This is a genomic window from Streptomyces sp. NPDC107546, from assembly GCF_055639175.1.
The window spans coordinates 1-26,816 of sequence record NZ_JBVKBA010000016.1; the positions used below are offsets into that span (position 1 = coordinate 1).

25 protein-coding genes and 7 tRNA genes are annotated in these 26,816 nt (G+C 70.1%); 21 read left to right on the top strand and 11 right to left on the bottom strand.

The genetic code is table 11. The annotated features are described in order from the left end of the window. The first annotated feature begins 294 nt into the window (after nt 1–294). The 3 genes from ACZ7L1_RS23155 to ACZ7L1_RS23165 all read left to right on the top strand — a co-directional run bounded on the left by ACZ7L1_RS23155 (nt 295) and on the right by ACZ7L1_RS23165 (nt 2,070). On the top strand, nt 295–501 hold the full coding sequence (locus tag ACZ7L1_RS23155; protein WP_471439757.1) for a hypothetical protein: 207 nt from the start codon (nt 295–297) through the stop codon (nt 499–501). Nucleotides 502–772: 271 nt separating this feature from the next. Next, complete coding sequence (locus ACZ7L1_RS23160) at nt 773–1,693, top strand: phosphotransferase family protein (protein ID WP_471439759.1); 921 nt, start codon at nt 773–775, stop codon at nt 1,691–1,693. Nucleotides 1,694–1,779: 86 nt separating this feature from the next. Next, nucleotides 1,780–2,070 (top strand): TFIIB-type zinc ribbon-containing protein, encoded by a 291-nt coding sequence (locus ACZ7L1_RS23165; protein WP_471439761.1) that lies wholly within the window; start codon nt 1,780–1,782, stop codon nt 2,068–2,070. A gap of 45 nt (nt 2,071–2,115) precedes the next feature. Here the strand turns inward: ACZ7L1_RS23165 and ACZ7L1_RS23170 are convergent. The 5 genes from ACZ7L1_RS23170 to ACZ7L1_RS23190 all read right to left on the bottom strand — a co-directional run bounded on the left by ACZ7L1_RS23170 (nt 2,116) and on the right by ACZ7L1_RS23190 (nt 2,570). Beyond that, nucleotides 2,116–2,187: transfer RNA gene (locus ACZ7L1_RS23170), tRNA-Val, on the bottom strand. Nucleotides 2,188–2,221: 34 nt separating this feature from the next. Beyond that, nucleotides 2,222–2,293 (bottom strand) — tRNA-Val (locus ACZ7L1_RS23175). Between the two features lie 18 nt (nt 2,294–2,311). After that, nucleotides 2,312–2,383 (bottom strand) — tRNA-Val (locus tag ACZ7L1_RS23180). Between the two features lies 1 nt (nt 2,384). Then, nucleotides 2,385–2,458 (bottom strand) — tRNA-Cys (locus ACZ7L1_RS23185). A 39-nt stretch (nt 2,459–2,497) separates the two neighbouring features. Continuing rightward, nucleotides 2,498–2,570: transfer RNA gene (locus ACZ7L1_RS23190), tRNA-Gly, on the bottom strand. Between the two features lie 180 nt (nt 2,571–2,750). On the opposite strand from ACZ7L1_RS23190, the gene ACZ7L1_RS23195 reads away from it, so the two are divergent. The 3 genes from ACZ7L1_RS23195 (at nt 2,751) to ACZ7L1_RS23205 (ending at nt 5,608) form a co-directional block, all read left to right on the top strand. After that, nucleotides 2,751–3,797: a chorismate-binding protein gene (locus tag ACZ7L1_RS23195; RefSeq protein WP_471439763.1), complete on the top strand. Its 1,047-nt coding sequence runs from the start codon at nt 2,751–2,753 to the stop codon at nt 3,795–3,797. Between the two features lie 112 nt (nt 3,798–3,909). Then, nucleotides 3,910–4,731, top strand: a complete 822-nt coding sequence (locus tag ACZ7L1_RS23200; RefSeq protein WP_471439765.1) for an aminotransferase class IV — start codon at nt 3,910–3,912, stop codon at nt 4,729–4,731. 52 nt (nt 4,732–4,783) lie between these two features. Continuing rightward, nucleotides 4,784–5,608, top strand: a complete 825-nt coding sequence (locus ACZ7L1_RS23205) for a GNAT family N-acetyltransferase (protein WP_471439767.1) — start codon at nt 4,784–4,786, stop codon at nt 5,606–5,608. A 16-nt stretch (nt 5,609–5,624) separates the two neighbouring features. On the opposite strand, the gene ACZ7L1_RS23210 is transcribed toward ACZ7L1_RS23205, so the two are convergent. Then, nucleotides 5,625–6,149, bottom strand: coding sequence for a DsbA family protein (locus tag ACZ7L1_RS23210; protein ID WP_471439769.1), 525 nt, complete (start codon nt 6,147–6,149; stop codon nt 5,625–5,627). Between the two features lie 298 nt (nt 6,150–6,447). Here ACZ7L1_RS23210 and ACZ7L1_RS23215 point away from each other — a divergent pair, with 298 nt between their 5' ends. Then, nucleotides 6,448–6,891, top strand: a complete 444-nt coding sequence (locus tag ACZ7L1_RS23215) for a hypothetical protein (RefSeq protein WP_471439770.1) — start codon at nt 6,448–6,450, stop codon at nt 6,889–6,891. A 181-nt stretch (nt 6,892–7,072) separates the two neighbouring features. Continuing rightward, nucleotides 7,073–7,225, top strand: coding sequence for a hypothetical protein (locus tag ACZ7L1_RS23220; protein WP_200421241.1), 153 nt, complete (start codon nt 7,073–7,075; stop codon nt 7,223–7,225). Between the two features lie 200 nt (nt 7,226–7,425). Here ACZ7L1_RS23220 and ACZ7L1_RS23225 read toward each other — a convergent pair whose 3' ends face one another. Continuing rightward, nucleotides 7,426–7,983, bottom strand: a complete 558-nt coding sequence (locus ACZ7L1_RS23225) for a CGNR zinc finger domain-containing protein (protein ID WP_471439772.1) — start codon at nt 7,981–7,983, stop codon at nt 7,426–7,428. A 259-nt stretch (nt 7,984–8,242) separates the two neighbouring features. Then, the gene (locus tag ACZ7L1_RS23230; protein WP_003959770.1) at nt 8,243–8,656 is read right to left on the bottom strand and encodes an SsgA family sporulation/cell division regulator; all 414 of its coding nucleotides are present in this window, start codon (nt 8,654–8,656) and stop codon (nt 8,243–8,245) included. Between the two features lie 190 nt (nt 8,657–8,846). On the opposite strand from ACZ7L1_RS23230, the gene ACZ7L1_RS23235 reads away from it, so the two are divergent. From ACZ7L1_RS23235 to ACZ7L1_RS23275, 9 genes are all read left to right on the top strand, one after another. Beyond that, nucleotides 8,847–9,284, top strand: coding sequence for a TIGR02611 family protein (locus ACZ7L1_RS23235; protein WP_471439773.1), 438 nt, complete (start codon nt 8,847–8,849; stop codon nt 9,282–9,284). A gap of 54 nt (nt 9,285–9,338) precedes the next feature. After that, nucleotides 9,339–9,410, top strand: a tRNA-Val gene (locus tag ACZ7L1_RS23240). A gap of 438 nt (nt 9,411–9,848) precedes the next feature. Continuing rightward, complete coding sequence (locus ACZ7L1_RS23245; RefSeq protein WP_471439775.1) at nt 9,849–11,135, top strand: ABC transporter substrate-binding protein; 1,287 nt, start codon at nt 9,849–9,851, stop codon at nt 11,133–11,135. A gap of 9 nt (nt 11,136–11,144) precedes the next feature. Next, nucleotides 11,145–12,113 (top strand): carbohydrate ABC transporter permease, encoded by a 969-nt coding sequence (locus tag ACZ7L1_RS23250; RefSeq protein ID WP_471439776.1) that lies wholly within the window; start codon nt 11,145–11,147, stop codon nt 12,111–12,113. Then, on the top strand, nt 12,110–12,994 hold the full coding sequence (locus ACZ7L1_RS23255; protein WP_471439778.1) for a carbohydrate ABC transporter permease: 885 nt from the start codon (nt 12,110–12,112) through the stop codon (nt 12,992–12,994). The genes ACZ7L1_RS23250 and ACZ7L1_RS23255 overlap by 4 nt, the downstream gene beginning before the upstream one ends. A gap of 1 nt (nt 12,995) precedes the next feature. After that, nucleotides 12,996–13,592 (top strand): hypothetical protein, encoded by a 597-nt coding sequence (locus ACZ7L1_RS23260; protein ID WP_471439779.1) that lies wholly within the window; start codon nt 12,996–12,998, stop codon nt 13,590–13,592. A 104-nt stretch (nt 13,593–13,696) separates the two neighbouring features. After that, nucleotides 13,697–16,435 carry an exo-rhamnogalacturonan lyase family protein gene (locus ACZ7L1_RS23265; protein WP_471439781.1) on the top strand — a complete coding sequence of 913 codons (2,739 nt, stop codon included), beginning with the start codon at nt 13,697–13,699 and terminating at the stop codon, nt 16,433–16,435. 126 nt (nt 16,436–16,561) lie between these two features. Further along, the gene (locus ACZ7L1_RS23270) at nt 16,562–17,008 is read left to right on the top strand and encodes an SRPBCC family protein (RefSeq protein ID WP_471439782.1); all 447 of its coding nucleotides are present in this window, start codon (nt 16,562–16,564) and stop codon (nt 17,006–17,008) included. 39 nt (nt 17,009–17,047) lie between these two features. Next, nucleotides 17,048–17,119: transfer RNA gene (locus ACZ7L1_RS23275), tRNA-Val, on the top strand. Between the two features lie 46 nt (nt 17,120–17,165). Here ACZ7L1_RS23275 and ACZ7L1_RS23280 read toward each other — a convergent pair. Then, nucleotides 17,166–17,891 carry an exonuclease domain-containing protein gene (locus ACZ7L1_RS23280; protein ID WP_471439784.1) on the bottom strand — a complete coding sequence of 242 codons (726 nt, stop codon included), beginning with the start codon at nt 17,889–17,891 and terminating at the stop codon, nt 17,166–17,168. 168 nt (nt 17,892–18,059) lie between these two features. On the opposite strand from ACZ7L1_RS23280, the gene ACZ7L1_RS23285 reads away from it, so the two are divergent. From ACZ7L1_RS23285 to ACZ7L1_RS23300, 4 genes are all read left to right on the top strand, one after another. Next, the gene (locus ACZ7L1_RS23285; protein ID WP_471439786.1) at nt 18,060–18,626 is read left to right on the top strand and encodes a DUF4365 domain-containing protein; all 567 of its coding nucleotides are present in this window, start codon (nt 18,060–18,062) and stop codon (nt 18,624–18,626) included. Then, entirely contained in the window at nt 18,623–19,849 is a 1,227-nt protein-coding gene (locus tag ACZ7L1_RS23290) for a hypothetical protein (RefSeq protein WP_471439788.1), read from the top strand. The genes ACZ7L1_RS23285 and ACZ7L1_RS23290 overlap by 4 nt, the downstream gene beginning before the upstream one ends. A 112-nt stretch (nt 19,850–19,961) precedes the next feature. After that, nucleotides 19,962–21,941, top strand: coding sequence for a threonine--tRNA ligase (gene thrS, locus ACZ7L1_RS23295; RefSeq protein ID WP_471439790.1), 1,980 nt, complete (start codon nt 19,962–19,964; stop codon nt 21,939–21,941). An 89-nt stretch (nt 21,942–22,030) separates the two neighbouring features. Beyond that, on the top strand, nt 22,031–22,597 hold the full coding sequence (locus ACZ7L1_RS23300; RefSeq protein WP_471439791.1) for an HIT family protein: 567 nt from the start codon (nt 22,031–22,033) through the stop codon (nt 22,595–22,597). Nucleotides 22,598–22,751: 154 nt separating this feature from the next. On the opposite strand, the gene ACZ7L1_RS23305 is transcribed toward ACZ7L1_RS23300, so the two are convergent. Both ACZ7L1_RS23305 and ACZ7L1_RS23310 read right to left on the bottom strand, forming a co-directional pair. Beyond that, nucleotides 22,752–24,410 (bottom strand): hypothetical protein, encoded by a 1,659-nt coding sequence (locus ACZ7L1_RS23305; RefSeq protein ID WP_471439792.1) that lies wholly within the window; start codon nt 24,408–24,410, stop codon nt 22,752–22,754. A 194-nt stretch (nt 24,411–24,604) separates the two neighbouring features. After that, nucleotides 24,605–26,803, bottom strand: a complete 2,199-nt coding sequence (locus ACZ7L1_RS23310) for an elongation factor G-like protein EF-G2 (protein WP_471439793.1) — start codon at nt 26,801–26,803, stop codon at nt 24,605–24,607. Between the last annotated feature and the right edge of the window lie 13 nt (nt 26,804–26,816).

A 26,816-nucleotide genomic window follows, 5' to 3' on the forward strand; every position in this document is an offset into this window, starting at 1 on the left:
CTCCCACTCTGCGTTCGTCAGGTCTCCGCGTCCCATGCAGTCAGCCTGCCCCCAACACCTCACTCGCGGAGGGAGATCCGAGAAACAGCGCCTAGGACCTCGTCTCCACCCAGGGGAGTACGCCGCAGGTCATCGCTCCTCCTCGGGGAGGCCAGGGAATCGATACGAGGGCATGACGACCGGGGATCGCCCGAAGCCTAGATTTGAGGTCAAGCGGCGGGTGCAGCACTCGTCCCCCGAGGTCAGACACCCGCCGCTGCCAACGACAACAGCACCACGGTCAGGAGAGGGACCATGGCCCACACGGCACCGCGGACACTGATCCGCGCGCAGGGACGCAGGGCGTACGCCACGTTCGGCACCCGCCGCAAGGGCCGCCGCCACCCCTTGGTGGCGACCGCGATGGTCCTCCCCCTGGCGGCCCTGCTCGTGTACGCCTTCGGCGGCTGGGATGCAGTGGTCACACAAGCGTCGTCCGTGGGCGTGATGCTGGGGCGCTGAGCGGCGCCCCAGGCCCGGAAGAGCGGTCCGGGCGGGGACATTCACCCATGCAACCCCGTGGGGACGGGGGTACGACGGACGGCACCAACGCCCGCGCAGCTGGGGAGCTGCGCGGGCGTTATTCTGCGCCTAAACCGGCGCCGCTCTCGCGGACGTGGTTCTCGCCGTCGTGGTTCTTCAATTGATGGTTGCTGTGGGCCTGGGTGAGAGACCACAGCTTCTGCCTTGTGCGTACGCTCTGGGGCGAGTGCTGTACTGCCCAGGGAGATCCGTGACCGCCGACGTACTGTCCGCCCTCACAGCCACAGCCCGGTGTGCGGCTCATCCTCGAGGAGGAGGCTGTGGGCACCCCGACACCGTGCTGGCCGAGCGGGGGGACGGGACGGTCGTGCGGCACGGTGGCACGGTCGCCAAGGCGCACGCCCCTGGTACGGACCTCGGGGAGCTCTCCCTTCGTCTCGGGATCGCCGCCGGCCTCCCCGAGATCTTCCTGGCGCCCCTCCGCTCCGTGCCTGCCGACCTCCACGGCCGCCTGGTGACCTTCTGGCCGTACGGCGCCCCCGTGGATCCCGACACTCCGGACGCCGCTCCCTGGGAGGCCGCCGCCACCCTTCTCGCCCAGCTGCACCAGGCCCCCGCGCCCACCGGTCTCCCGGCCATGCGCGGCCCCGCCAAGGCCGCCCGCGCTGTCCAGCGCCTCCAGGCCGCCGGTCCCCACCCGGCCGCCGCAAGCGTCCTCCGCGCCTGGGCCGGCCTACCGGGCTGGGCCCGAGCCGAGGCGCCCATGCCCTCCGCGCGCTCTCTGTGTCACGGCGACCTCCACCTCGGCCAGCTCGTACGCCACCCCGCGGAGACCGGCCCCTGGCTCCTGATCGACGTCGACGACCTGGGCCTCGGTGAACCGGCCTGGGACCTGGCCCGCCCGGCCGCCTGGTACGCCTGCGGTCTGCTCCCGCCGGACGAGTGGGCCCGGTTCCTCCACGCGTACCGCCGGGCGGGCGGTCCCGCGGTCCCCTCCACCGGCGACCCCTGGCCGGCCCTGGAGGTTCCCGCCCGCGCCCTCACCGTGCAGACGGCCGCCCGGGCCGTCGCCAAGTCCGCCGCCGCGGGCCGGGCCTTGGACGAGGTGGAACAGGCCGTGGTCGACGCCTGTGCCCGAATAGCCGCGATTCCTCCGCAGTTGGGGCAGTGATCCGGACCCCAGGTTGCAACCGTTCCGGCCGGTGCCGAGTCCCTATCTGGCGAAGCCCCACCGACCGGCGAGGAGTTGAGCCGAGCATGCAGTGTCCGAAGTGTCGTGCGCCGATGCACACATACAACCGCAACGGCGTCCAGATCGAGCAGTGCAGCGGCTGTCGCGGCATCTTCCTCGACTACGGGGAGCTGGAGGCGCTCACCCGTCTGGAGGCCCAGTGGGCACAGCCCGCCCCGCCGCCCCCGCCCGCGTACCCGTCCGCTCCCGCCTGGGGCGCCCCGCACGGCGGCCACCACGAGGGCCATCACGGGGGCCACGGTCACTACGGCCACCACCGCCACAAGAGCTTCGGACACATGCTGTTCTCCAGCTGAGCCCACGAAGAAGCCCCCGGCCATGCGGCCGGGGGCTTCGGTGTGTGGACGATACTGGGATTGAACCAGTGACCTCTTCCGTGTCAGGGAAGCGCTCTCCCGCTGAGCTAATCGTCCTCGGGACCGCGATCCGAAGATCACGGGCAGTGCGTGCGCGATACTGGGATTGAACCAGTGACCTCTTCCGTGTCAGGGAAGCGCTCTCCCGCTGAGCTAATCGCGCGGGGATCCGAAGATCCAGTGGACGATACTGGGATTGAACCAGTGACCTCTTCCGTGTCAGGGAAGCGCTCTCCCGCTGAGCTAATCGTCCTTGGAGGTGGAGACGGGATTTGAACCCGTGTAGACGGCTTTGCAGGCCGTTGCCTCGCCTCTCGGCCACTCCACCAGGAGTGCAGGGGTCCGTGAAGATCCCCTGCTTCCTTCGAGCGGACGACGAGGCTCGAACTCGCGACCTCAACCTTGGCAAGGTTGCGCTCTACCAACTGAGCTACGTCCGCTTGTCGTTTGTCCGGTCCGCTTCCGCGTCCCGGCGACGTGTTGAACTCTAGCGGATTCCGGGGCCAGTACAAAAACGCGTTTGCGCAGCGTGCTGCCTTGCGCCTGGTCAAGGACACGGCCGGACCACCGCCAGGACACTCGCGAGCCACCCGACGGACACCCGCCCTAGACTCGACGGCGTGCCCGACCTGCCTCCTCTCGCCCGTTTCGGCGACCGCGTAGCCACCGGTCTCCTCGATGTCACCAGTGACCCGGCCGCCCTCGACTCCACCGGCTTCTGGGCGGTCTGCGCGGACTACGAGGGGCGTCTGACCTGCGCTCGCTTCGCACACGTACAGGAAGAGCCGGTGCCCGCGCCCGTGCCCGGCCAATGGCGGGGACCCGAGGTCGGTGACTGGGTGTCCTCTCTCGACCGCGCCGCGTACACGGCGGGCGTGCGCCGGATCCGCGAGCACATCGCCACCGGGGAGGTCTACCAGGTGAACCTCTGCCGTGTGCTGTCCGCGCCGGTCGCGCCCGGCGCCGACGTGGACGCCCTGGCCGCCGTGCTGGCCCGCGGCAACCCGGCCCCGTACGCAGGAACGATCCGCCTGCCGGAACACGGCGTGGAGATGGCCACCGCGTCCCCCGAGCTGTTCCTGCGCCGCGCCGGCCGCACCGTCGAGTCCGGCCCGATCAAGGGCACCGCCCGCACCGAGGCGGAGCTGCTGGAGAAGGACTACGCGGAGAACGTGATGATCGTGGACCTGGTCCGCAACGACCTCGGCCGCGTCTGCGTCACCGGCAGCGTCACCGTCCCCGATTTGTGCGTCGTCGAGAAGCACCCCGGCCTCGTCCACCTCGTCTCCACGGTCCGCGGGGAGCTGCGCCCGGACGCCGGCTGGCCGGACCTGCTCGCCGCCGCCTTCCCGGCAGGCTCGATCACCGGCGCCCCCAAGTCGAGCGCGCTGCGGATCATCGACGCCCTGGAGACCGCGCGCCGCGGCCCCTACTGCGGCGGCATCGGCTGGGTCGACGCCGACCGGCGCGTGGGCGAGCTGGCCGTCGGCATCCGCACCTTCTGGATCGACCGGAGCGCCGACGGCGCGGCCGTGCTGCGGTTCGGCGCCGGCGCCGGCATCACCTGGGACTCCGACCCGGAGGGCGAGTGGCGCGAGACCGAACTGAAGGCCGCCCGGCTGCTCGCGGTAGCGTCGGGGGAGTACCAGGACCTGGGGCCGGAATGACCCTTCATGCGCGGCACATGTCCAGGGCTGCGCGGTTCGGCCACGGGCCGGACGACGCGTCGCACGACGCGTCGCACGACGCTTTCGCCACGATCTTGCGAGGTAAAGACCAGTGAAGCTCTGGCTCGACGGCGGGCTGCAGGACATCGAGTCCGCCCGCGTCTCCGTCTTCGACCACGGACTGACCGTCGGCGACGGCGTCTTCGAGACCGTCAAAGCCGTCGAGGGCCGGGCGTTCGCACTCACCCGCCACCTCGACCGGCTCACCCGCTCCGCCCGCGGTCTCGGTCTTCCGGACCCGGACCTGGACGAGGTCCGCCGCGCCTGCACCGCCGTCCTCCAGGCCAACCCGATGCCGCTCGGGCGCCTGCGCATCACGTACACCGGCGGCCACGGCCCCCTCGGCTCCGACCGCGGCGACCAGGGCCCCACCCTCGTCGTGGCCCTCGGCGCGACCACCCGGCGCCCCGACTGCACGGCCGTGATCACGGTGCCGTGGACCCGTAACGAGCACGGCGCGCTGACCGGCCTGAAGACCACCTCGTACGCCGAGAACGTCGTCGCGCTCGCCCGGGCGACCGGGCAGGGCGCGACCGAGGCCCTGTTCGGCAACACGGCCGGCCTGCTCTGCGAGGGCACGGGGTCGAACGTCTTCGTCGTCCTCGACGGCGAGATCCACACCCCGCCGCTCGCCTCCGGCTGTCTCGCGGGCATCACCCGGGCCCTCACCGTGGAGTGGACCGGCGCCAAGGAGACCGATCTGTCGCTGGACGTCCTTGAGCACGCGGACGAGATCTTCCTCACGTCCACGCTGCGGGACGTGCAGGCCGTGCACCGGGTCGACGGGCGGGAACTCGCGGGGGCGCCGGGGCCGGTGACCGCCAAGGCCATGCGGATCTTCGACGAGCGGTCCGGAAACGACCTGGATCCGTGAGCGCCGGGAAAACCAGCTGACGCGGGTCACCGCCGAGGGTAGAACACCCGTGATGACCACGACCCTGCGGCCGACCGAGCCGCTTCAGCATCACGCCGACGGAACGCGTTCACGTCGCTACCAGGTGTGCGTGAACAGCCGTCCCGTCGGGGCGATACACCTCGGCACCTCGCCGTCCCTGGGCGAGTCGGTGGCCCGCATCATCGACCTGCGCATCGAGGAGTCCGACCGCCGGCGCGGCCGGGGAACCGTGGCCGCGCTCGCCGCGGAGGAGGTGGCGCGGGGCTGGGGCTGCCGGCAGATCGAGGCCCGGGTCCCCGCCGATGCGCGCGTCGCACTGCGGCTCACCGAGACGCTCGGTTATGTCCTGCGCAACCGCGGTATGGAGAAGCGGCTCGGTGACACCCCGCCCCCGCTGCCCGAGGGCAGCCGCGCACGTTCCATGACCGAGGCGGAGTTCGCGGCCTGGCAGGAGTACCAATGGGAGCACTACGCGCGCTCGTGGATCGAGCGGGGTGTGCCCGAGGCCGTGGCGCACGCCAAGGCGCGACGCGACCACGAGCAGCTCCTGCCGCGGGGGATGCGCACCGAGGGCATGACGTTCAGCGTGCTGGAGCACGAGGGCACGCGCGTGGGAACCCTGTGGCTGGCGGTGCGCAAGGACATGGCGTTCGTCTTCTACGTGGAGGCCGACGCCGCCCGCCGCGGGAGGGGGCACGGCCGCACGCTCATGCTCCTGGCGGAGGCCCAGGCGCTCACCGCCGGTCGGCAGGTCCTCGGACTGAACGTGTTCGCGGGCAACACCCCGGCCGAGCGTCTCTACGAGTCACTCGGCTACCGGACGACGGAGTACGCCTTGTACAAACCCCTGCTGTAGGGCGGCCCGGGCGCGATCAGGCTCCCTGCCCGGCCAGCAGCCGGTCCGTGATCTCCTCGATCCGCTCGCGCAGTCCCTCCTGGCTCTTGCCGCCGTCGAGGCGCTCACCTCCGATCACATAGGTCGGAGTGCCGGTCACGCCGATCGCCTTGCCCTCGGCCTGGTCGGCGTCGACGATCAGGATGTGCCGGCCGTCGATCAGAGCCGTGTCGAACTCCTCGGCGTCCAGCCCCAGTTCGCGGGCCACCTCGATGAGGAACGCCTCTCCTGTGCGGTCCAGCTCCTCGACCCGGCCGAGCACGGCCTCCACGTAAGGCCAGCCCTGCCCCTGCGCCAGCGCCTCCTCGGCGGCCTGCGCCGCGGCGAAGGCGTGCCGGTGCTTCTCCAGCGGGAAGTGCCGCAGCCGCAGCTCCAGCCGGTCGCCGTAGCGGTCGCGCAGCGCGCGCAGATCATCGAGGGCGGTACGGCAGTCGGGGCACTGGAGTTCGCACCACACGTCCAGGACGGGGGCGGCTGCGCGGGCTGGGGAGGAATCACTCATGGTCACAGTCTCCCAGCACCCGCGACGGCTCCCAAACGCGAACTCCCCAGCCGGAGGTGGAGGCGTGGAGAGCGCCGGTGAGGTCCGGGGTGGAGACGGGTCCGCGCCCTGGGGAGGAGAGGACCCCGAGATGTCCCGGAGATGTCCCTGAGGCGTGTTCGGACCGTGGCCCGCGGGGGGTGGGGCGGTGCAGGATGGAAGGGACGAACCGTCCTCACCGGACCGATCCCCCTCACCGGACCGATCCCCCTCACCGGACCGATCCCCTCACCCGACCGATCTCCGCTTGGAGGACCGGATGATTGCCGAGACAGTCTGTTCCGCCGTCTCCGCGGCCGGCCTCGGCATCGCCGCGGTCACGGCCTTCCGCAAGCGTTTTCTGGCCGCGGCCCGTATCGCCGCGTACGCGCTGGTGCCGATCGGCCTGGTGATGACAGGAGTGGTGGGCTGGCTCGCCGACACCGCGTTCAGCCCCACGGCCTGGGCGGGCTTCGGCGTGCTCGGGGCCGCTTGGCTGCTGTTCGCGACCACCCGGGCCGTGGAACGCAGGCGCGGCGGCACCCGCAAGGAACGCAGGGCGGCCCGTGCCGCGCGGCGGGAGGCGACGGCTCCCTCGTCCTCCGCGCCGGCGCTCGGCACCGGGGGCCCTCCCGCGGTTCGTCCCACGGCGGGGCCCCGGGCGGCCGAGCCTGCGGAGGACTTCAGCGACATCGAGGCCATCCTGAAGAAGCACGGCATATGACGCCTCGCCGGCGCGGGTCGGATGGGAGACGAGGGAGCGGTCGGGTCGCGGCGCCCTGACGATCAAGGGTGGGCACGCCTAGATCATCTTCGCTCGGCACCTCGCGGAATCGGCGATCACATCGTCATCCCTTGCGTGTTGATCGCACGGCGGGTGCGGGCTGCGCCATCATCGCCGGGAGATGCTGGACACAACCCAGAGCGACACCGCCGCTCCTCCCGAGGATCGTCGGGGTTGTCTCTTCGCGCTTTCCCAGCCACCGCTGATGATCTTCCTTGCGGTGATCGGCTGTTTGCTGCTCATGGCATCGCTGCACGATCTGCTGCTGCTCTGAGCCGTATGCGGAGCCCCTGGCGCCACCCGCCGAGGGCTCCGACAGCCCACCGCGTGAGCGACGAAGGCGGGCCGCATGTCTGGTCACGGACGGTGAGTGTCTGCACACGTCCGCTCCTCAGTGCCTCCCGCCTCGGGACTTCCCTCAGCCCTGCGCCGTCGCCGCGCCCGTCCGCACCCGCGTTCCCGCGAGGGCCTCGCTCAGCCGGCCGCCTCCTTGCGGCGTGCCCGGTAGGCGGCCACGTGGAGGCGGTTGCCGCAGGTACGGCTGTCGCAGTAGCGCCGTGAGCGGTTGCGGGAGAGGTCCACGAAGGCGCGCCGGCAGTCGGGCGCCTCGCAGCGGCGCAGCCGCTCCTGCTCCCCGGCCACCACGAAGAACGCCAGCGCCATCCCGCAGTCCGCGGCGATGTGGTCGGCCAGGGAGGCACCGGGGGCGAAGTAGTGCACATGCCAGTCGTAGCCGTCGTGGTCGGTCAGCCGGGGCGTGGTGCCCGCCGCCGCGACCAGTTCGTTGATGAGGCCCGCCGCGACTCGGGCGTCCGTCGCGGCGAAGACCGCGGCGAACCGTCCGCGGATCTTGCGCACGGCCGACAGGTCGAACTCCGACAGTACGCCGAGATCGCTCACCGCGTGTCTGCGCGCGAAGTCGTCGAGGGCGGCGACATCCGGGAGCCCGTCCGGCTCGTCGCCCTCCGGTGTGGTGTTCACGAGGTCCACCACGAGGTCGAGCGCGCACCGGGTGTCATGGGTGATCAGCACGTGTCGCTCCCTGGCCTGGGGTCGGGCGGACGCCCGCCGATGCTGGCCGAGCCTAGCGGCTTCCCGCCCCGAGAGAAGCACCGCAGGGTCGGCTTCGGGCCCGTCACGCAACGGGGCGGGAGCGTGACTCTCCGTAGAAGGCCAGCGCGCCGCCTCCGCGAGGGCTCGCGGTGACGGCGCCCGGGTGTGCCGTATGCGGTTGTCCTGACCCGAGCCGTCTCCCCGAGTGGACGGCGCCGGGTGGCGTGGCTGTGTTGCGCTAGCTCTCGGCCAGGATGTGGGAGAGCTCCGTGTCGAGATCGAAATGGCGATGCTCCGTGCCGGGCGGCACGGCCGCATCGGTCCGCTTCAGGAACGACTCCAGTGCCCGCGCCGGGGCCTCGAGCAGAGCCTCGCCCTCCGGAGAGCTCAGGGCGATGCAGACGACGCCCTGACCGTGGCTGCGGGACGGCCAGACGCGGACGTCGCCGGTCCCTGTGGGCCGGTGCAGGCCCTCCGCAAGGAGGTCGCGGGCGAACACCCACTCGACGGTCTCCTCGGCTCCGGTGTGGAAGGTGGCGTGCACGGCGTAGGGATCGGCCGTGTCATACCGCAGTCCCGCGGGTACAGGCAGTGAGGACTCGCTCGACACAACGAGGCGCAGGTGCAGCTCGCAGCTGACCGTGGTGTTCATAAGCGCCAGGGCCTTTCGCTCAGTGTGCGCTCGGGGATTCGCACGTCGGCGAAATCGACATGCCACCTACGGTGCCGTTGTAAACCCCTCTGAGTGTTTTGCCTGTCTTTACGTAGCTCATCCGGCCGAGACATCCTTCGTGCGATGCGGCCATTCCGGTGACTGGTTTCTCTCGGGTAGGTTTGGCTGTATGAATACGCGGAGTGACGAGCGGGGTGAGTCCGCCGTGGCCGCCGAGGGGCCGAAGACCGAGCGGGCGCTCGGTTCCAGGGCGCCGGAATTCATCAAGGCCCGCCGTGCGCTGCACCTCAGCTGGCAGGTGGGCGTTTTCGTGATCGGCCTCGCGGTGGTCGCGGGCGGCGTGATCCTGCTTCCGCTGCCGGGCCCGGGGTGGCTGGTCATCTTCGCAGGCATGGCGATCTGGGCGACCGAGTTCGTCTGGGCCCAGCTGGTGCTGCGCTGGACGAAACGGAAGGTCACGGAGGCGACGCACCGTGCGCTCGACCCCAGGGTGCGGCGCCGCAACCTCCTGCTGACGACCGCCGGCGTGGCGATCGTGGCCGCGCTGGTCGGCGTGTACGTCTGGAAGTTCGGCCTCGTGACGCCCTGGAACATCAGGGAGGAGTGATCGGCCCGTGGTCGGAGGCATCCGCTGACATGCGGTAATGTTCTTCCTGCGCCCGGGCGATTAGCTCAGCGGGAGAGCGCTTCGTTCACACCGAAGAGGTCACTGGTTCGATCCCAGTATCGCCCACAAGATCAAGGGCGGCGCTGTTCAGCAGATGAGCGGCGCCGCCCTTGGCGTATGCCCGTGTGCGGGCCCTGTGCTGAGCAGCGCCTCCTCGCACCCGTCCCCGGTGTGCCGCCGCACCGGCGGAGCCCGACGTCCGGCATGCCGCCGAACCGGCCGAGTCCGGCATGCGGCTCCAGGCCGCCACGCGGGCCGAATCCGGTATCCGGCTCTCGACCGCCGCACCGGCCGACCTCGGCAGTGCCGCCCCTCGCGACCTGGGCGCTTCTCGTTCCCGGTCCGAACTCGCCCCCCTCCGGTGGCCGTTACCGCCCAGTCGCACTCTCACCAATTCCTGTCCGAATCATTGACGAGGCCGGAGGGCCTCCGTACCTTGTGCCAGCAAGCGCTTACTTGAAACGATTCACGAGCGGCGGCGTTGCTGCGGGGAGGGGTCTGACTGTGGGTACCGGGAATGTTGAAAGGCGCACGATCCTGAAGGCGGCGGGAGTCTCGATGGCCACCCTGGGGCTGGCCGCGACGACAGGCTGCGGGGGTGACGGCGGCACCTCCGCGGATGGGACCGTGACGATCCGTTACTCGTGGTGGGGTGCCGACGAACGGGCGAAGAAGATCAACGAAACCATCAAACTCTTCGAGAAGAAGTATCCGAAGATCAAGGTCAAAACAGACTTCCAGGACTACCAGTCTTTCTGGGAGAAGTTCCAGACGCAGGCGTCCGGCGGAAATCCCCCGGACGTATTCCAGAACGCCGTCACATTCCTTCGGAAGTACGACAAGCGAGGCGTCCTCCTCGACCTCAAGTCACAGATCGACGCGGGCAATATCAGCCTGAGCAACTTCCGCGCCGGTGTCACGAAGGTCGGCGAGGTCGACGGCAAGCAGCTCGGCATTCCCGTCGGCTCCAACACCATGGCGCTCGTCATCGACAAGAAGGTCTTCCAGAAGGCCGGCGTGGAGCCGACGACGGGCTGGACCTGGGACGAGTACTTCAAGGCCCTCAAGACCATCCACGACAAGACCAAGGTCCCCGGGGACACGGGCTACTTCAGCATCATGTACCTGTACGACCTTTACCTCCGGCAGAACGGCAAGGCCTTCTACACCAGGGACGGACTCGGTTTCGACAAGGCCGACCTGACGGGGTGGTGGCAGGACGGCTACAACCGCGTGAAGGCCGGGATCGTCACCGACCCGAAGACAGTCGCCCAGGACCGGCCCAAGTCCTCGCTCTCGGCCGGGCACGGGGCGTCCGAATTCACCTGGGACAACTTCACGGTCCGTTACACCGCCGAGGGGAACAGCACCTACGGTCTCGCGCCGATCCCGACCATGGACGGCAAGCACACCGGCCAGTACCTCGCCTCGCTGATGCTGAGCGCCTCCGCGCGCACCTCACACCCGAAGGAAGTCGCCCAGTTCATCAACTTCATGGTCCACGACCCCGAGGTCGGCAAGATCATGGGCTACGACCGCGGCATCCTCGCCGGCACCGAACAGTACGAGGCCTTCAAGCCGACCGACGAGGTCAACAAGGAGATCGCGCAGTACGAGGACGACACCGCCAAGGCCGGTGTCCTCGGCACGATCACCCCGCACCCCTCCGGCGCCGACACCATCGAGGCCGCCTTCCTGCGCATCGGTGGCGACCTGGGCCTCGGCAAGGTCAAGGTCGCCGACGCGGTGAAGCAGTTCTTCGACGAGTCGCAGGCCGCGTTCCAGGCCTGACCGGAACTGATGGGAACCCCCGTGACGCTCGTCAAGGACTCGCCTCTCGACACCCGGAAGACCCCTTCCGCCGCTCCCGCCGCCCACAAGCGGCGGGGCCGCCGGGAGAACCTCGCCGGCTACCTCTTCATGTCCCCGTGGATCGCCGGCTTCGTGCTCCTGACCGCGGGACCCATGGTCGCCTCGCTGTACTTCGCGTTCACCGACTACAACCTCTTCAACACGCCGAAGTGGGTCGGCCTCGACAACTTCACCAGGATGTTCGACGACCCCCGGTGGCAGAAGTCGGTGGAGGTGACGGCGAAGTACGTCGTCATCGGCACGCCGCTGAAGCTGCTGCTCGCCCTCGGTGTCGCTCTGCTGCTCGCGCAGAGCCGCCGCGGACAGGCGTTCTACCGGGCCGCGTTCTACGCCCCCTCGCTCATCGGCGCCAGCGTCTCGGTCGCCTTCGTCTGGCGGTCGATCTTCTCCGACGACGCCATCGTGGACCGCACGATGTCCGTCTTCGGCATCCACGTGGGCGGCTGGGTCGGCAACCCCGACTGGATCCTGTACTGCCTGGTGGCGCTCACCGTCTGGCAGTTCGGCGCGCCCATGGTCATCTTCCTGGCCGGGCTCAAACAGGTGCCGAAGGAGCTCCACGAGGCGGCGGCGATGGACGGCGCCGGAGCCTTCCGCAGGTTCTGGAACATCACGCTGCCGATGATCTCCCCGGTGCTCTTCTTCAACGTGCTGCTGGAGACGATCCACTCGTTCCAGATCTTCGCCTCGGCCTACGTCGTCTCCAACACCTACTGCGGCCCGGCCGACGCCACGCTCGTCTACACCTGCTACCTGTACCAGCAGGGCTTCAAGAACGCCCAGATGGGCTACGCCTCCGCGATGGCCTGGATGCTGCTGCTCGCCGTGGCCCTCGTGACGGCAGTCCTCTTCTGGTCCCAGAAGAAGTGGGTGCACTACGAGGAGGACGCCCGATGAGCACCACCACGACCACCGTCCGCACGACGCTCGGCAGCCCCGGGCGCAAGCGCGCCGGTTCGCTCGCCTGGCACATCGGCGCCCTGCTGGTCCTCGCGGTCGTCCTCTATCCCGTTCTGTGGGTGATCGGGGCGTCGTTCAAGCCCAGCAAGGACATCATCAACAGCCTGCAGCTGTTCCCCGTCCACCCCATCCTCGCCAACTTCAAGGGCCTGGCCAAAGGCATCGCCGACATCTCCATCTGGACGTTCTTCCAGAACTCCCTCCTGTACGCCGTCGGCGCCGTCGTCGGCATCCTGATCTCCTGCTCGCTGACCGCCTACGCGTTCGCACGGATCAGGTTCGCGGGCCGCAGCCTGCTGTTCTCGCTCATGATCGGCACGCTTCTGCTGCCCTACCACGTGCTGCTCATCCCGCAGTACGTGATGTTCCAGAAGATGCAGATGATCAACACCTATGTGCCGCTGCTGCTCGGCAAGTACCTGGCCACGGAGGCGTTCTTCGTCTTCCTCATGGTGCAGTTCATGCGGAGCCTGCCGAAGGAACTCGACGAGGCCGCCAGGATCGACGGCTGCGGGCACCTGAGGATCTACTGGTCGATCGTGCTGCCGCTGTGCCGTCCGGCCCTCATCACGAGCGCGATCTTCACGTTCATCAACGCGTGGAACGACTTCATGGGCCCGCTGATCTACCTCAACGACCCCGGCAAGTACACCGTCTCCCTCGGCATGATGATGTTCCGTGACTCCGACGGCGTGGCCGCCAACTACGGCGGCATGATCGCGATGTCCCTGGTCGCGCTGCTGCCCGTGCTGCTCTTCTTCCTCGCCTTCCAGCGCTACCTCATCGACGGCATGGCGACCTCCGGACTGAAGGGCTGACATGGCCACCGACCACGCCCGTCCGAAGGCCCGCCGCGGGTCGCTGCTCGCCGAGAGGTTCGCCCTGTTCGCCGAGTGTCTGCTCACCGGTGTCTGGATCGCCGTGGCCTCGCTGCCGCTCGTCACCTACCCCGCGGCCTTCGCCGCGGGCGCCCGCCATCTGCGCCGGCGTGCGGCCCACGAGGGTGGCGGCTGGCGGGAGTTCGCCGGGGACTTCGGCGCGGCCGCGCGCCGGGGCTGGATCGTCGGGCTCGCCGGCTGGGCGGCGGCGGCCGCGGTCCGGGTCGACGTCCAGGCCGTGCGCGCCGGACTGCCCGGCGGGCCGATCGTCGGCGCGGTCGGCGTCCTCACCCTGATCGGCGCGGCCGTCGCCGGGCTGCGGGCGGCGGCGGCCTGGGCGCCGGGCGTCTCCTGGCGGGCCCTGCTCGCGGTGGCCGGACGCCGCACCGTCCTCGACCCGGCCGGGTCCTTCCTCCTCGTCTGCGGAGCCGCCCTGGTGCTCTGCTCCGCCTGGTTCGTCGCGCCGCTCGCGGTCCCCGTCCTCGGGGCCGTGACGGCGGCCGCCGTCGCCGTCGAGGAGCGCCACCGGCGCCGCTGACGCCGGTCGGCACCCTCTCCGGTCGGCGCCCCGGCGTCGCACCTCCCTCTGTCATGCCCCTGACCTCTCTGCATCACCGCCAGGAAAGGAAGGCTGCATCTCTCATGTCTCCCATCCCCCGCAGGTCCCTCCTCAAGGCCGCCGCCGTCGCCGGAGCCGCCGCTCAGTTCAGCTGGACGCTAGGGGCCAGGGACGCGCAGGCGGCGCCCAGAGCCGAGGCTGCCGACGCCGATCCGGTGACACTCGACTGGCTCGAGGACGGCGGTCTCGGCGCCGCGCCCGGCTCCACCGTCGGCGTGCCCTGGCCGAAGGGTGCCTACCAGGACGACCAGACGTTCGCTCTGACGGACGAGAACGGCAAGGCCGTACCCGTCCAGTCCTGGCCGCTCGCGTACTGGCCGGACGGCTCCCTCAAGTGGACGGCGCACGCCCTCAGTTCCGGCTCCGGCAAGCTGACGCTCACCGCCGGCATCCCCGCGACGCCCGACAAGAAGGTCACCGTCGACAAGAGCGGCGGCACCATCGACATATCGACCGGCGTCATCACCGCGAAGATCGGCAAGTCGGGCTCCACGCTGATCAAGTCGGTCACCCGCGGCTCCACCGAGATCGCGAAGAACGGCCGTCTCGTCCTCATCCGCCAGCCGGAGATCGAGGACGAGGACCAGGGCACGGTGAAGACCGAGCGCTTCGACGGCGCCATCTCCGAGGTCGCCGTCGAACAGGAGGGCCCCGTCCGGGCCGTCGTCCGCATCGACGGCAAGCACCGCAAGGGCGAGCGCAGTTGGCTGCCGTTCTCGATCCGGCTCTACTTCTACGCGGGCGCCGACTCCTTCCGCATGGTGCACACCATCACCTACGACGGAACCCAGGAACCCGGCAAGACCGGCGGCGACTTCGTCCGCGGGCTCGGCGTGCGCTTCACCGTGCCGATGCGCGACGCCGCCTACGACCGGCACATCCGGATCGGCGGCGAGGGCACCGGTCTGCTGCGCGAGGCCGTGCAGGGCATCACCGGGCTGCGCCGCGACCCGGGGGCGGCCGTGCAGGCGGCGCAGTACGCCGGACAGAAACTGCCCGACCCCTCGACGTGGGACCAACGGGTGACGACCCGTCTCCAGTACATCCCGCACTGGGGCGACTACACCCTCTCGCAGCTCTCCGCCGATGGCTTCACCCTGCGCAAGCGCACCAAGAAGGGCTACGGGTGGATCGGTGCCGGCGGTGGCAAGCGCGCTTCCGGCTTCGGCTACGTCGGCGGACCGAGCGGCGGACTCTCCTTCGGCCTGAGGGACTTCTGGGAGAAGTTCCCCGCCCAGCTCGACATCCGCGCGGCCCACACCGACGAGGCCGAGGTCACCCTCTGGCTCTGGTCGCCCGAGGCGCAGCCCATGGACCTGCGCTTCTACCACGACGGCATGGGCCAGGACACCTACGCCAAGCAGCTCGAAGGCCTCAACATCACCTACGAGGACTACGAACCGGAGTTCGGCACCCCGTACGGCATCGCCCGAACCTCCGAACTCCTCTTCTGGGCCAACGCCGCCACCCCGACCCCCGACCAGCTAGCCGACCAGGTCAAGGCCGTCCGGACGCTGCCGCAGCTCGCCGCCCCGCCCGGACAGCTCATCAAGGCCAGGGTCTTCGGCCCGGGCCTGTACTCCGAGCCCGACCGCTCCACACCGGCCAAGGCGAAGATCGAGGACCACCTCGACTTCCTCTTCACCTACTACAAGGACCAGGTGGAGCAGCGCCGCTGGTACGGCTTCTGGGACTACGGCGACATCATGCACACCTACGACACCGTCCGGCACGTGTGGCGGTACGACATCGGCGGCTACGCCTGGGACAATTCCGAGCTGTCGCCCGACCTGTGGCTCTGGTACGCATACCTGCGCAGCGGCCGCGCGGACATCTTCCGCTTCGCCGAGGCGATGACCCGGCACACCGGCGAGGTCGACGTCTACCACACCGGCAAGTGGGCCGGCCTCGGCACCCGGCACGGCGTGCAGCACTTCGCCGACAGCGCCAAACAGCAGCGCATCGCCAACACCACCTACCGGCGCTTCTACTACTTCCTCACCGCCGACGAGCGGGTCGGCGACCTCATGCGGGCCAACGTCGACTCCGACGAGACGTTCCTCGTCCTCGACCCGCAGCGCAAGGTACGCACCGACCCCTACACCCCCGACAGGCACGCCCTGTCGATCGGCTTCGGCACGGACTGGAGCGGCCTGGTGTCGGCGTGGCTCACCGAGTGGGAGCGCAAGGGCCCCAAGTGGGAGAAGGCCAAGGCACGCGTCCTCTCCACGATGGAGGGCATCGCCGCCCAGCCCAACGGCTTCGTCCAGGGCAGCGGGCTGTACGACCTCGACACCGGCAAGTTCGCCGTCGCCGACAAGCCGGTGGTGTCCGTCTCCCACCTCTCGGCCGTCTTCGGCCTCAACGAGCTGTGCGCCGAGCTCGACTACCTGGTCGACATGCCCAAGTTCAAGGAGGCGTACCTGGACTACTGCCGCTATTTCAACGCCACCAAAGCCGAGCAGAAGGCCCGCTACGGCTCCGACTTCGGCAGCCTGCTGCTCTTCCAGGGCCACTCGCGTCTCGACGCGTACGCCGCCGTCCAGACCGGCGACGCGACGCTCGCCAAGCGGGCGTGGAGCAAGTTCTACAACTCCGACGGCTACACCGAGTCCTCGCCGTGGAAGACGGAACCGCTGAGCGGCCCGGCCACGCTCGTCGCGGGCAGCGAGGCGGCCTGGGTGTCCACCAACGACACCGCGCTCTACGGCCTCGCCGCCATCGAGAACCTGGCGCTGCTCGGGGACAAGATGCCGTCCTGACCGGCCCGTGGGAGCGCCGCCGCACGGGCGGCGGCGCTCGCATCCGTCAGTGTGGCGCTCGTCACCTCCTACCGCATGAGTACACGTACTCAGATACCGGGGGGCGGACCCGGGAAGACTGTGCCCATGGACCGGAGCCATTACCGCTTCCGCAGCATGTGGGCCCTGCCCGCGCCGCCCGCCGCCGTGTACGCGGCGCTGGAGCGGCCCGAGGAGTACCCGCGGTGGTGGCGCCAGGTGCGGGAGGTGACCCGGCTCGACGACACGAGCGGCGTCGTCCGGGTCCGCTCCCTGCTGCCGTACGACCTGACCTTCACCGTGCGTGAGGTGCGACGCGACCCGGCGGCCGGGATTCTGGAGGTCGCGCTGTCCGGTGACGTCGACGGCTGGGCACGCTGGACGGTCACCGCCACCGGTCCCGGCACCGTCGCCCGCTACGACCAGGCGGTCGACGTGAACAAATGGCTGCTCAGGAGGTTCGCCGTGCCGGGGCGGCCGATCTTCCGGGCGAACCATCGGCTGATGATGCGCTCCGGACGACGGGGACTGGTCGCACACCTCGAAGCGGTTTGAAGGAACCACACCGGGGCCTGTATTGTTCACTGCGTTCCCGGGCGATTAGCTCAGTGGGAGAGCGCTTCGTTCACACCGAAGAGGTCACTGGTTCGAACCCAGTATCGCCCACCCGGAGAAGGCCGGTCCGTCCACGACGGACCGGTTTTTCGTGTGCTCAGGCGGCTGCCGGCAGCTCCGGGCGCAGGGGCCAGGCCGTGTCCACCGGCTCCTCCGTGCCGTTGCGGGCGAACCACGCCTGCAGCCCGCGTGCCTGTGCCGCGTGCCAGGTCGCCTGCAGCGTGTGCAGCTCGGCGGGGGAGAGGCGCTCCAGTCGGGTCGCGAAGCGACGCCCCAGTGCCCGTACGACCTCCATCGCGGCCAGCGCGTCCGCCGCCGCGTCGTGCGCCCCCTCCAGCGGCACCCCGTAGTGCGCGCACAGGTCGGTGAGGGTGCGGCGGCCCTTGCGGTAGCGGTCCAGGTGCTTGTCGAGCACCCTCGGGTCGAGCACGCGCAGCGGCGCCGACGCGAACCAGCGCTCCAACGAGGACGCCCGATGGCGACGCAACTCCCGGTCCAGCAGCGTCAGATCGAAGGGCGCGTTCATCACCACCAGCGGCCGGCCCCGCATCGACTGCTCGCCCAGGTCCCGGGCTATCTCCTCCATCACCGGCGACGGCCAGCGGCCGTTGCGCTGCAGGTGCTCCTCCGTCAGCCCGTGCACGGCCGTCGCCTCCGCGGGCACCGGCACCCCCGGGTTCACCAGCCAGCGGCTCACCCGCGGCCGGGTCCCCGGAGCGTCCTGGACGACGACGGCGGCCGACACGATCCGGTCGGTCTCGACGTCCACGCCGGTGGTCTCCGTGTCGAACGCGGCGAGCGGGCCCTCGTACCAGAACGTCATGCCTACTCAACTCCTCGTTCACGCGTGGCAGCTGACGTACCGTCTTCTGCCTGTTTGGTGATACCCGGGCTGTTTGCGCCGTACGCCGGAAGGAGACAACAGGAGTACGGGTCTTTGCAGTTCAGCTGGGCTCGACGGGGATTCACCGCGCAGGGAAGGCTGTTGGTCATGGCGATAGCGCAGCCCGAGCGGGGCGGGCTGCTGCCCGAGCGGACGGCACCCCATCGCGGCACACTCGCCACCACCGCCTGCATGGAGACACTGCAGGTGGGCTATCTGCACGCGGTCGCCGCGGCGGCCGGCTGCTCGCTGTCCCAGCCCTTCCCGGACAACGGCATCGACTGGCACGTCAGCCACAGCGCGCCCGGCCACACGGTCGACGACGAGGTCACCATCAAAGTGCAGCTGAAGTGCACGTACCAGATACCGCCGAACCCCCCGGGCCGTTTCTTCTCCTTCACGCTCGACAACGAGCACCTGCGGAAGCTCGCCCGCACCCCCGTCTCCGTGCACAAGATCCTCGTCGTGATGATCGTCCCCCGGACCCAGGACCAGTGGCTGCGGGCCGGTCACGACCGAATGGACCTGCGGCACTGCTGCTACTGGACCAACCTCGCCGGACACCCGATCACGGGCCGGCACCGCACCACCGTGCGCGTCCCGACCTCGCGCATCTTCGACGACCGCGCCCTGTGCGAGATCATGACCCGGGTCGGAACGGGAGGCAGACCGTGACACACCGTCCCCTCGACGAGCAGTCCCGCACCGTCCGGCCGCACCCGGCCGAGCCACTGTGGAACCGGCCGCCCGCCCCCGACCAGGTCGACCCCGCCGTGCTCGGCGCCCTACTGCGCCGCCACGGCTGGCAGCGCCGCGGCGGGGCCCCCGGGCGCTACGGCCGCTGGACCCCGCCCGGCCCCGGCGGCAGTGGTACGAGTCTGCTGCTGCCGGAGAGCCGCGCCTTCCCCGACTGCGACGACCTGATCGGCGAGGCCCTCCTCGCCCTGACCCGCAGCGGCTCGCCCTCCGCCCGCGACGTGCTGGTCGGCCTGACCGTGCCCAGTGACGAGATCCACTGGTGGCGTGACGTGCCGACGGGACCGGTGGGTACCGCTCCCTGGGACGTCGAGGACCAGCTGCGCAGCGCCGCCCGCCGGATGCTGCTGGCGGGCGCCCTCGCCACCCGCGCCCGGGCCGGCTACTACGGCGCCCGGCACCGCAGGCCCGCCGCCGCGTCGCTCGAGCACGTCCTGATCGGCGCGGCCACCGGCGGCCGGGAGCTCACCGCCTTCGTGCCCGTCGCCACCGGCCGGCCGCTCGCCGTGCGCCTGCACCAGGCGCTGCACGCCGCCCGCGAGGCCATCGACTACCAGCGGGCCACCGGCGGCATGGACGCCTTCGACGCCGCCGTCGAGGCCGGCGTGAGCCACGAGCTGACCGAGGCGCTCGTCGCCCTCGTCCGCGGGTCCGAAGGTGCCCGGATCGCCGTCGAGTGGGCGCCCGCCGCCGGTGTCCCCGAGGGTGGTGCGGCGCCCGCCGAGCCGGTCGAGTTCTCCCCCGGGGACCTGCCCGCCCTGCGCGAGGCCGGAGCCCGCTATCTGCGCGAGGAGCCGTCGGTACCGGTGCGGATCACCGGCGCCGTCGTCCGCCTGCGCCGTTCGGGACCGCGCGGCGAGGGCACCGTACGGCTGCGCGTCCTCGCCGGGGCGGAGGTGCCGCACGTACGGATGACCCTGGACGAGGAGTCGTACCGCATCGCGGGCCACGCCCACCTCCTCGGACTGCCGATCAGAGTGCACGGACGGCTGGAGAGCCGCGGCGGCTTCCGGCGCCTCGCGGCCGCGTCCGGGGTGGCGCCGGTGCAGGTCGACGAGGCCGAGCGGGATCGGCTGATGAAGTCGCTCCAGGAGACCGCGGAGATCACGACCTTCTTCGAGGAGGCGTGCGGCGGGGACTGAAGCCCCGGGGCACCGTAACCGTTTCGCGGTGGGCGGCCGTGGGTCGGTACGATCCCACTCATGCGCGCGCTCCAGGTATGGCGCCGCATCCACCAGCAGTCAGGAGAGTCCGGTGTCAGACGTCCGTGTGATCATCCAACGCGATTCCGAGCGGGAAGAGCGCGTGGTGACGACGGGCACTACGGCCGCCGACCTCTTCGCCGGCGAGCGCTCGATCATCGCCGCGCGCGTGGGCGGTGAGCTGAAGGATCTCGCCCACGAGGTGAAGGACGGCGAGACCGTCGAGGGCGTCGAGATCTCCTCCGACGACGGCCTGAACATCCTGCGCCACTCCACCGCGCACGTGATGGCCCAGGCCGTGCAGGAGATCTTCCCCGAGGCGAAGCTGGGCATCGGCCCGCCCATCCGGGACGGCTTCTACTACGACTTCGACGTGGCCGAGCCGTTCACTCCGGACGATCTCAAGCGCATCGAGAAGAAGATGCAGGAGATCATCAAGCGGGGCCAGCGCTTCTCGCGCCGGGTGACCACGGACGAGGACGCCCGCGAGGAACTGGCGAACGAGCCGTACAAGCTCGAGCTCATCGGCCTCAAGGGCAACGCCGCGCAGGCCGCCGAGGGCGCCGACGCCGAGGTCGGCGGCGGCGAGCTGACGATCTACGACAACCTGGACGCCAAGACCGGCGAGCTGTGCTGGAAGGACCTCTGCCGTGGTCCGCACCTGCCCACCACCCGGATCATCCCGGCGTTCAAGCTGATGCGCTCGGCCGCCGCCTACTGGCGCGGCAGCGAGAAGAACCCGCAGCTGCAGCGCATCTACGGCACCGCCTGGCCGTCCAAGGACGAGCTCAAGGCGTACCTGGACTTCCTCGCCGAGGCCGAGAAGCGCGACCACCGCAAGCTCGGCGCCGAGCTGGACCTGTTCTCCTTCCCCGAGGAGCTGGGCCCCGGCCTGGCGGTGTTCCACCCCAAGGGCGGGGTCATCCGCAAGGAGATGGAGACCTACTCGCGGCGGCGCCACGAGGTCTCCGGCTACGAGTTCGTCAACACGCCGCACATCTCGAAGGAGAAGCTCTTCGAGATCTCCGGGCACCTGCCGCACTACTCGGACGGCATGTTCCCGGCCATCGAGTTCGACGAGCAGAACTACCGCCTCAAGGCGATGAACTGCCCGATGCACAACCTGATCTTCAAGTCGCGCGGCCGTTCCTACCGCGAACTGCCCCTGCGCCTCTTCGAGTTCGGGACCGTGTACCGGTACGAGAAGTCGGGCGTCGTGCACGGCCTGACCCGCTCGCGCGGCTTCACCCAGGACGACTCGCACATCTACTGCACCAAGGAGCAGATGCCGCAGGAGCTCGACACGCTCCTGACCTTCGTCCTCGACCTGCTGCGCGACTACGGCCTCACCGAGTTCGAGCTGGAGCTGTCCACCCGTGACGACTCCGACAAGTTCATCGGCTCGGACGAGGACTGGGAGGAGGCCACCGAGGCGCTCCGCCAGGCCGCCGAGAAGCAGGGCCTGCCCCTGGTCCCCGACCCGGGCGGCGCGGCCTACTACGGCCCGAAGATCTCGGTACAGGCCCGGGACGCCATCGGCCGGTCCTGGCAGATGTCGACGATCCAGGTCGACTTCAACCAGCCGAAGCGGTTCGGCTTGGAGTACACGGCGGCGGACGGCTCGCGCCAACAGCCCGTCATGATCCACCGGGCCCTCTTCGGGTCGATCGAGCGGTTCTTCGGCGTGCTCCTGGAGCACTATGCGGGCGCCTTCCCGGCCTGGCTCGCCCCGGTTCAGGCGGTCGGCATCCCGATCGGCGACGCGCACGTGCCCTACCTGGAGAAGTTCGCCGAGCGGGCGCGGGAGCGCGGCCTGCGCGTCGAGGTCGACTCCTCGTCCGACCGTATGCAGAAGAAGATCCGCAACGCCCAGAAGCAGAAGGTGCCCTTCATGGTCATCGCGGGCGACGAGGACATGTCCCACGGCTCGGTGTCGTTCCGCTTCCGGGACGGCTCCCAGGAGAACGGCATCCCGTTCGACGAGGCCATCGCCAAGATCGTGAAGGTCGTCGAGGAGCGGGCGCAGGTCTGACGGCCGTCAGGGGCCCGACCTGACAGACAGGCCCAAAGGCCCCCCGGGCGATCCCGGGGGCCTTTGCCCTGCCCCGGCGAAGACGCCATATGCTGCACCTCATGACGAGTGAGCCGGAGCAGCAGATCGGAGTGGGGACGCAGGACGCGTTCCAGCGCCTGTGGACGCCCCACCGGATGGCCTACATCCAGGGCGAGAACAAGCCGACCGGTCCGGGAGCCGACGACGGCTGCCCGTTCTGCTCCATCCCGGCCAAGTCGGACGAGGACGGGCTGATCGTCAAGCGGGGCGGGCAGGTGTACGCGGTGCTGAACCTGTACCCGTACAACGGCGGCCATCTGATGGTCGTCCCCTACCGCCATGTCGCCGACTACACCGACCTCACGGAGTCGGAGACCGCGGAGCTCGCCGAGCTGACCAAGCAGGCGATGACCGCGCTGCGCACGGCCTCCGGGGCCCATGGGTTCAACATCGGCATGAACCAGGGCTCGGTCGCCGGTGCCGGCATCGCCGCCCACCTGCACCAGCACATCGTGCCCCGCTGGGGCGGCGACACGAACTTCATGCCGGTGGTCGGCCACACGAAGGTACTGCCGCAGCTGCTGGCGGACACGCGGAAGATGCTGGCGGAGGCTTGGCCTACGGGCTCTGCGTAGCCGGGGTGCCGTTCAGCCCGTCCGGGGGCACCCCCTGCTCGTAGGGCATGGGGGAGTTCGAGGACGAGGCCGTCCAGGTCGATAGCGGGGTCCGGGGGCGGCTGCCCCTGGAACGGCCACTGCACCGAGCGGCACCGGCCGAACCGCCGGAGGCCTACGCGTCGTAGACATCCGCCTTTTTCGGCGTAGGGTCCTGCACCAGCGTGCTGAGAAACGCCGACCGCGTCCCGAAGGCCTCCACGTCCACCCCGTGGTCCCTCAGGACCCGGATCGCCGCCGCGTGCACCACCCGCAGCACCGGCGTGGCCGCGCGCAGGGCGTCGTCGGCCATGAAACGGTGACGCCACGGCTGGTCCGCCCAGGCGTGGCGCAGACCGAACGGCTCCGGGAGGGTCAGCGAGCCGCCGAGCCAGTTCAGGAACGGCGGATACCAGGTGAGCGGGGCGCGCGCGGCGAGCCGCACCACCTCGTCGGCGTCGACCAGCGGCAGCCTCACCTTGTGGGTCTCCCAGAACTTGACGGTCTTCGCCACCTCCTTCTCCTTGGGCTCGGGCTTCGTGGTGAACAGGGAGTTGACGGGGCCCAGGGCGTGCCCGGTGACCTCGATGCGCAGGGTGTCGTGCAGCACCGTCACCGTGATGAGCATGGTGATGATCAACTGGCCGTCCCACAGCGTCCACTGGACGCCGAGGTAGTGCCGGTCGCCGCTGCCGAACTGCTGCTTGTTGCAGATGTCCTGTATCGCGTGCGTCTTGATCGTGTACGCGTCCACGTCGGTGCCGCTGGGCCGGGAGACCTCCTTCGCCTTCTCCCCGATCGGCGTGACGATCCAGTGCGTTATGGAGGGCTTCGGGAAGCCGCCGGTGTTGATGGAGGTCCGCTCCAGCATGGCCAGGTCGCCCTGGATCGCGGTGATCACGTCCCAGCTGCGGAAGGGGTGGAAGTCCTTCCCCGGCTCCGCGGAGACCAGGTCCTCGGCCAGCTGCCAGCTGCCCCAGCGTGTGCCCATGCCGAGGATGCCCTTGGGGCCGGCGTAGAAGACGGAGTTGGACCTCTGCTCGGCGCTCAGCCGGGTGAGCTCCTTGCGCAGCTGCTCGGCCGCGTCGCCGGGGTGCCCGGGCACCGCCTCGGGGATCTTGGCGCCCAGGCCGCCGCCCGCGAGCAGACTGTCCCAGCGCTCACGCAGGTCCTTCGCCGTACGCTCGCAGATCTGCTTGGCCCAGAACCAGCCGACGACCGGCATGACGACCGCCGCCCGCGCGTACCACGCCCAGAAGCCGGAGAACGGCATACGGATGAGGAAGATCACGGCGAGGGCGCCGACGGCGGCGAGAAGGGTCGTGGCGAGCGCACCGGCGCTCCTGTCCGTGCGCTTGCCGAGGGTGGTCCGGATCTGGAACACCAGCAGCCACACCAGGAATCCCGGCAGGAACAGCACCCCGCACAGGACCGTCACCGCCGTCAGCCAGTTGTCGCGTTCCCGGCGGATGCGGTGGGCCGCCAGACAGTGCTCCACGACGACCTGCGGCTCGGTGCCGAACGACTGGATGAGGGGCTTGCGCCCGGCGCCCAGCATGCGGTCGATCACCGCGCGGGAGTAGGCCTCACCGAGCTTGGGACGGAAGATCCGTGCCCACGGACGCGGGGCCTTGACGGTCGACTGATGCCACTCGTTGTCCGCCTCGAGGATCTTGGTGACCTCGTCGTCCTCCCGGTACGCCGCCGAGGCCAGGGCGTAGGTCGCCGCCGTCTGGCCCGCGGAGCCCGAAAGGGGCACCTGCGCCCCGGGGCTGAAATCGAATCCGTCCGTCACTGCCGCCCCCTCGCCGCCGAACCCGCTCCTGCGGCCTTTCCCGACTTCCTTGCTCCGCACACCTGTTGAACAGGTCGGTGTGCTGATCGTGCGTCGACTTGATCAGGACATCAGCGTATCCGCAGGCACTGACATGCGGGAGCGGACGACCGGAAGAGGTCCGCTCCCGCGGGGAGAGGGAAACAAGGGTTCAACTACTGCGACTTCTGGGCCTCTTGACGGATCTTTTCCCCGAGCTGTTGCGGCATCGGCTCGTGCCGCGCGTAGGAGCGGCTGAAGCGTGCGGTGCCGTGCGAGAGGGAGCGCAGGTCGATCGCGTACCGGCCGATCTCGATCTCCGGCACCTCGGCCCGTACCAGGGTCCGGCCGCCGCTGACCTGCTCGGTGCCCAGCAGCCGGCCGCGCCGCGCGGACAGGTCGCTCATCACGGCGCCCACGTACTCGTCGCCCACCAGCACCGACACCTCGGCGACCGGTTCCAGCAGGTGGATCGTGGCGTCGGCCGCCGCCTCGCGCAGGGCGAGCGCGCCCGCCGTCTGGAAGGCGGCGTCCGAGGAGTCCACGGAGTGCGCCTTGCCGTCGAGCAGCGTGACCCGGATGTCCACCAGCGGGTAGCCGGCGGCCACACCCTTGGCGGCCTGCGCGCGCACCCCCTTCTCGACGGAGGGGATGAACTGCCGGGGCACCGCTCCGCCGACCACCTTGTCCACGAACTCGATGCCGGAGCCGCCCGGCAGCGGTTCGACCTCGATCTCGCAGATCGCGTACTGGCCGTGCCCGCCGGACTGCTTCACATGACGGCCCCGGCCGGCGGACCTGCCCGCGAAGGTCTCCCGGAGGGACACCCTGTGCGGGACCACGTCGACCTGGACGCCGTACCGGCTGCGCAGCCGCTCCAGGACGACGTCCGCGTGCGCCTCGCCCAGGCACCACAGCACCACCTGGTGAGTGTCCTGGTTCTGCTCGAGGCGCATGGTCGGGTCCTCGGCGACCAGTCGGGCCAGGCCCTGGCTGAGCTTGTCCTCGTCCGCCTTGCTGTGCGCCTGGATGGCGAGCGGCAGCAGCGGGTCGGGCATCTGCCAGGGCTCCATCAGGAGCGGGTCGTCCTTGGCCGAGAGGGTGTCCCCGGTCTCGGCACGGCCGAGTTTGGCCACGCACACCAGATCGCCCGCGACGGCGTGCGTGACCGGGCGCTGCTGCTTGCCGAAGGGCGTGGACAGGGCGCCGATCTTCTCGTCGACGTCGTGGTCCTCGTGGCCGCGGTCGGCCAGGCCGTGTCCGGAGACGTGCACCGTCTGGTCGGGGCGCAGGGTGCCGGAGAAGACGCGGACCAGCGAGATGCGGCCGACGTAGGGGTCGGAGGAGGTCTTGACGACCTCGGCGACGAGCGGGCCCTCGGTGTCGCAGCCCTTCAGCTCGCGCGGCCTGCCGTCGATGGTGGTGACCCCCGGCATCGGGTGCTCGAACGGGGTCGGGAACCCGCCGGTGATCAGCTCCAGCAACTCGACCGTGCCGAGGCCCTGCTTGGCGCCCTCGGCGGCGGGTGCGGCGGCCAGGACGGGGAAGAAGCTGCCGCGCGCCACGGCCCGCTCCAGATCCTGGATCAGCGTCTTGATCTCCACCTGCTCGCCACCGAGGTAGCGGTCCATGAGGGTCTCGTCCTCGCTCTCGGAGATGATCCCCTCGATGAGCCGGTTGCGGGCCTCCCCGATCCCCGGCAGCTGGTCCTCGCCCGGCTCGGACTCCTTGCGCTCGCCGGTCGAGTAGTCGAACAGTTTCTGCGTGAGCAGCCCGATCAGACCGGTCACGGGCGCGTGCCCGTCGGGGCCCTGCGGGCCGTGCAGCGGCAGGTACAGCGGCAGGACGGCGTCGGGGTCGTCCCCGCCGAAGGCCTCCGCGCAACGGCGGGTCATCTCCTCGAAGTCCGCCCGGGCCGCCTCCAGGTGTGTGATCACGATGGCGCGTGGCATGCCGACGGCCGCGCACTCCTCCCACACCATCCGGGTGGAGCCGTCCACACCGTCCGAGGCCGAGACGACGAAAAGGGCCGCGTCCGCGGCCCGCAGACCGGCCCGGAGCTCCCCGACGAAGTCGGCGTATCCAGGAGTGTCCAGCAGGTTGATCTTGATCCCGTCCCATTCGACGGGAACCAGGGAGAGCTGCACCGAGCGCTGCTGCCGGTGCTCGATCTCGTCGTAGTCGGAGACGGTGCCGCCGTCCTCCACACGGCCCGCCCGGTTCAGCGCTCCCGCCGTCAGCGCGAGAGCCTCCACCAGAGTCGTCTTGCCCGATCCGCTGTGGCCGACCAGCACCACATTCCGTACGGACGCGGGCCGGTCGGCCGCCGTTGCCCTGCCGGCGGCTCCGGGGTGTACGTTCGCCTTGTCGCCCATGGCCTTGCCTCCC

Bases quoted from the DNA above. Each gene is read 5' to 3' on its own strand.
- ACZ7L1_RS23165 (WP_471439761.1), top strand. From the start codon at position 1,780: ATGCAGTGTCCGAAGTGTCGTGCGCCGATGCACACATACAACCGCAAC.
- ACZ7L1_RS23310 (WP_471439793.1), bottom strand. From the start codon at position 26,803: ATGGGCGACAAGGCGAACGTACACCCCGGAGCCGCCGGCAGGGCAACG.
- ACZ7L1_RS23285 (WP_471439786.1), top strand. From the start codon at position 18,060: ATGGCGATAGCGCAGCCCGAGCGGGGCGGGCTGCTGCCCGAGCGGACG.
- ACZ7L1_RS23260 (WP_471439779.1), top strand. From the start codon at position 12,996: ATGGCCACCGACCACGCCCGTCCGAAGGCCCGCCGCGGGTCGCTGCTC.
- ACZ7L1_RS23250 (WP_471439776.1), top strand. From the start codon at position 11,145: ATGGGAACCCCCGTGACGCTCGTCAAGGACTCGCCTCTCGACACCCGG.
- ACZ7L1_RS23300 (WP_471439791.1), top strand. From the start codon at position 22,031: ATGCTGCACCTCATGACGAGTGAGCCGGAGCAGCAGATCGGAGTGGGG.
- ACZ7L1_RS23230 (WP_003959770.1), bottom strand. From the start codon at position 8,656: ATGAACACCACGGTCAGCTGCGAGCTGCACCTGCGCCTCGTTGTGTCG.
- ACZ7L1_RS23155 (WP_471439757.1), top strand. From the start codon at position 295: ATGGCCCACACGGCACCGCGGACACTGATCCGCGCGCAGGGACGCAGG.
- ACZ7L1_RS23265 (WP_471439781.1), top strand. From the start codon at position 13,697: ATGTCTCCCATCCCCCGCAGGTCCCTCCTCAAGGCCGCCGCCGTCGCC.
- ACZ7L1_RS23280 (WP_471439784.1), bottom strand. From the start codon at position 17,891: ATGACGTTCTGGTACGAGGGCCCGCTCGCCGCGTTCGACACGGAGACC.
- ACZ7L1_RS23255 (WP_471439778.1), top strand. From the start codon at position 12,110: ATGAGCACCACCACGACCACCGTCCGCACGACGCTCGGCAGCCCCGGG.
- ACZ7L1_RS23235 (WP_471439773.1), top strand. From the start codon at position 8,847: ATGAATACGCGGAGTGACGAGCGGGGTGAGTCCGCCGTGGCCGCCGAG.
- ACZ7L1_RS23220 (WP_200421241.1), top strand. From the start codon at position 7,073: ATGCTGGACACAACCCAGAGCGACACCGCCGCTCCTCCCGAGGATCGT.
- ACZ7L1_RS23210 (WP_471439769.1), bottom strand. From the start codon at position 6,149: ATGAGTGATTCCTCCCCAGCCCGCGCAGCCGCCCCCGTCCTGGACGTG.
- ACZ7L1_RS23205 (WP_471439767.1), top strand. From the start codon at position 4,784: ATGACCACGACCCTGCGGCCGACCGAGCCGCTTCAGCATCACGCCGAC.
- ACZ7L1_RS23270 (WP_471439782.1), top strand. From the start codon at position 16,562: ATGGACCGGAGCCATTACCGCTTCCGCAGCATGTGGGCCCTGCCCGCG.
- ACZ7L1_RS23215 (WP_471439770.1), top strand. From the start codon at position 6,448: ATGATTGCCGAGACAGTCTGTTCCGCCGTCTCCGCGGCCGGCCTCGGC.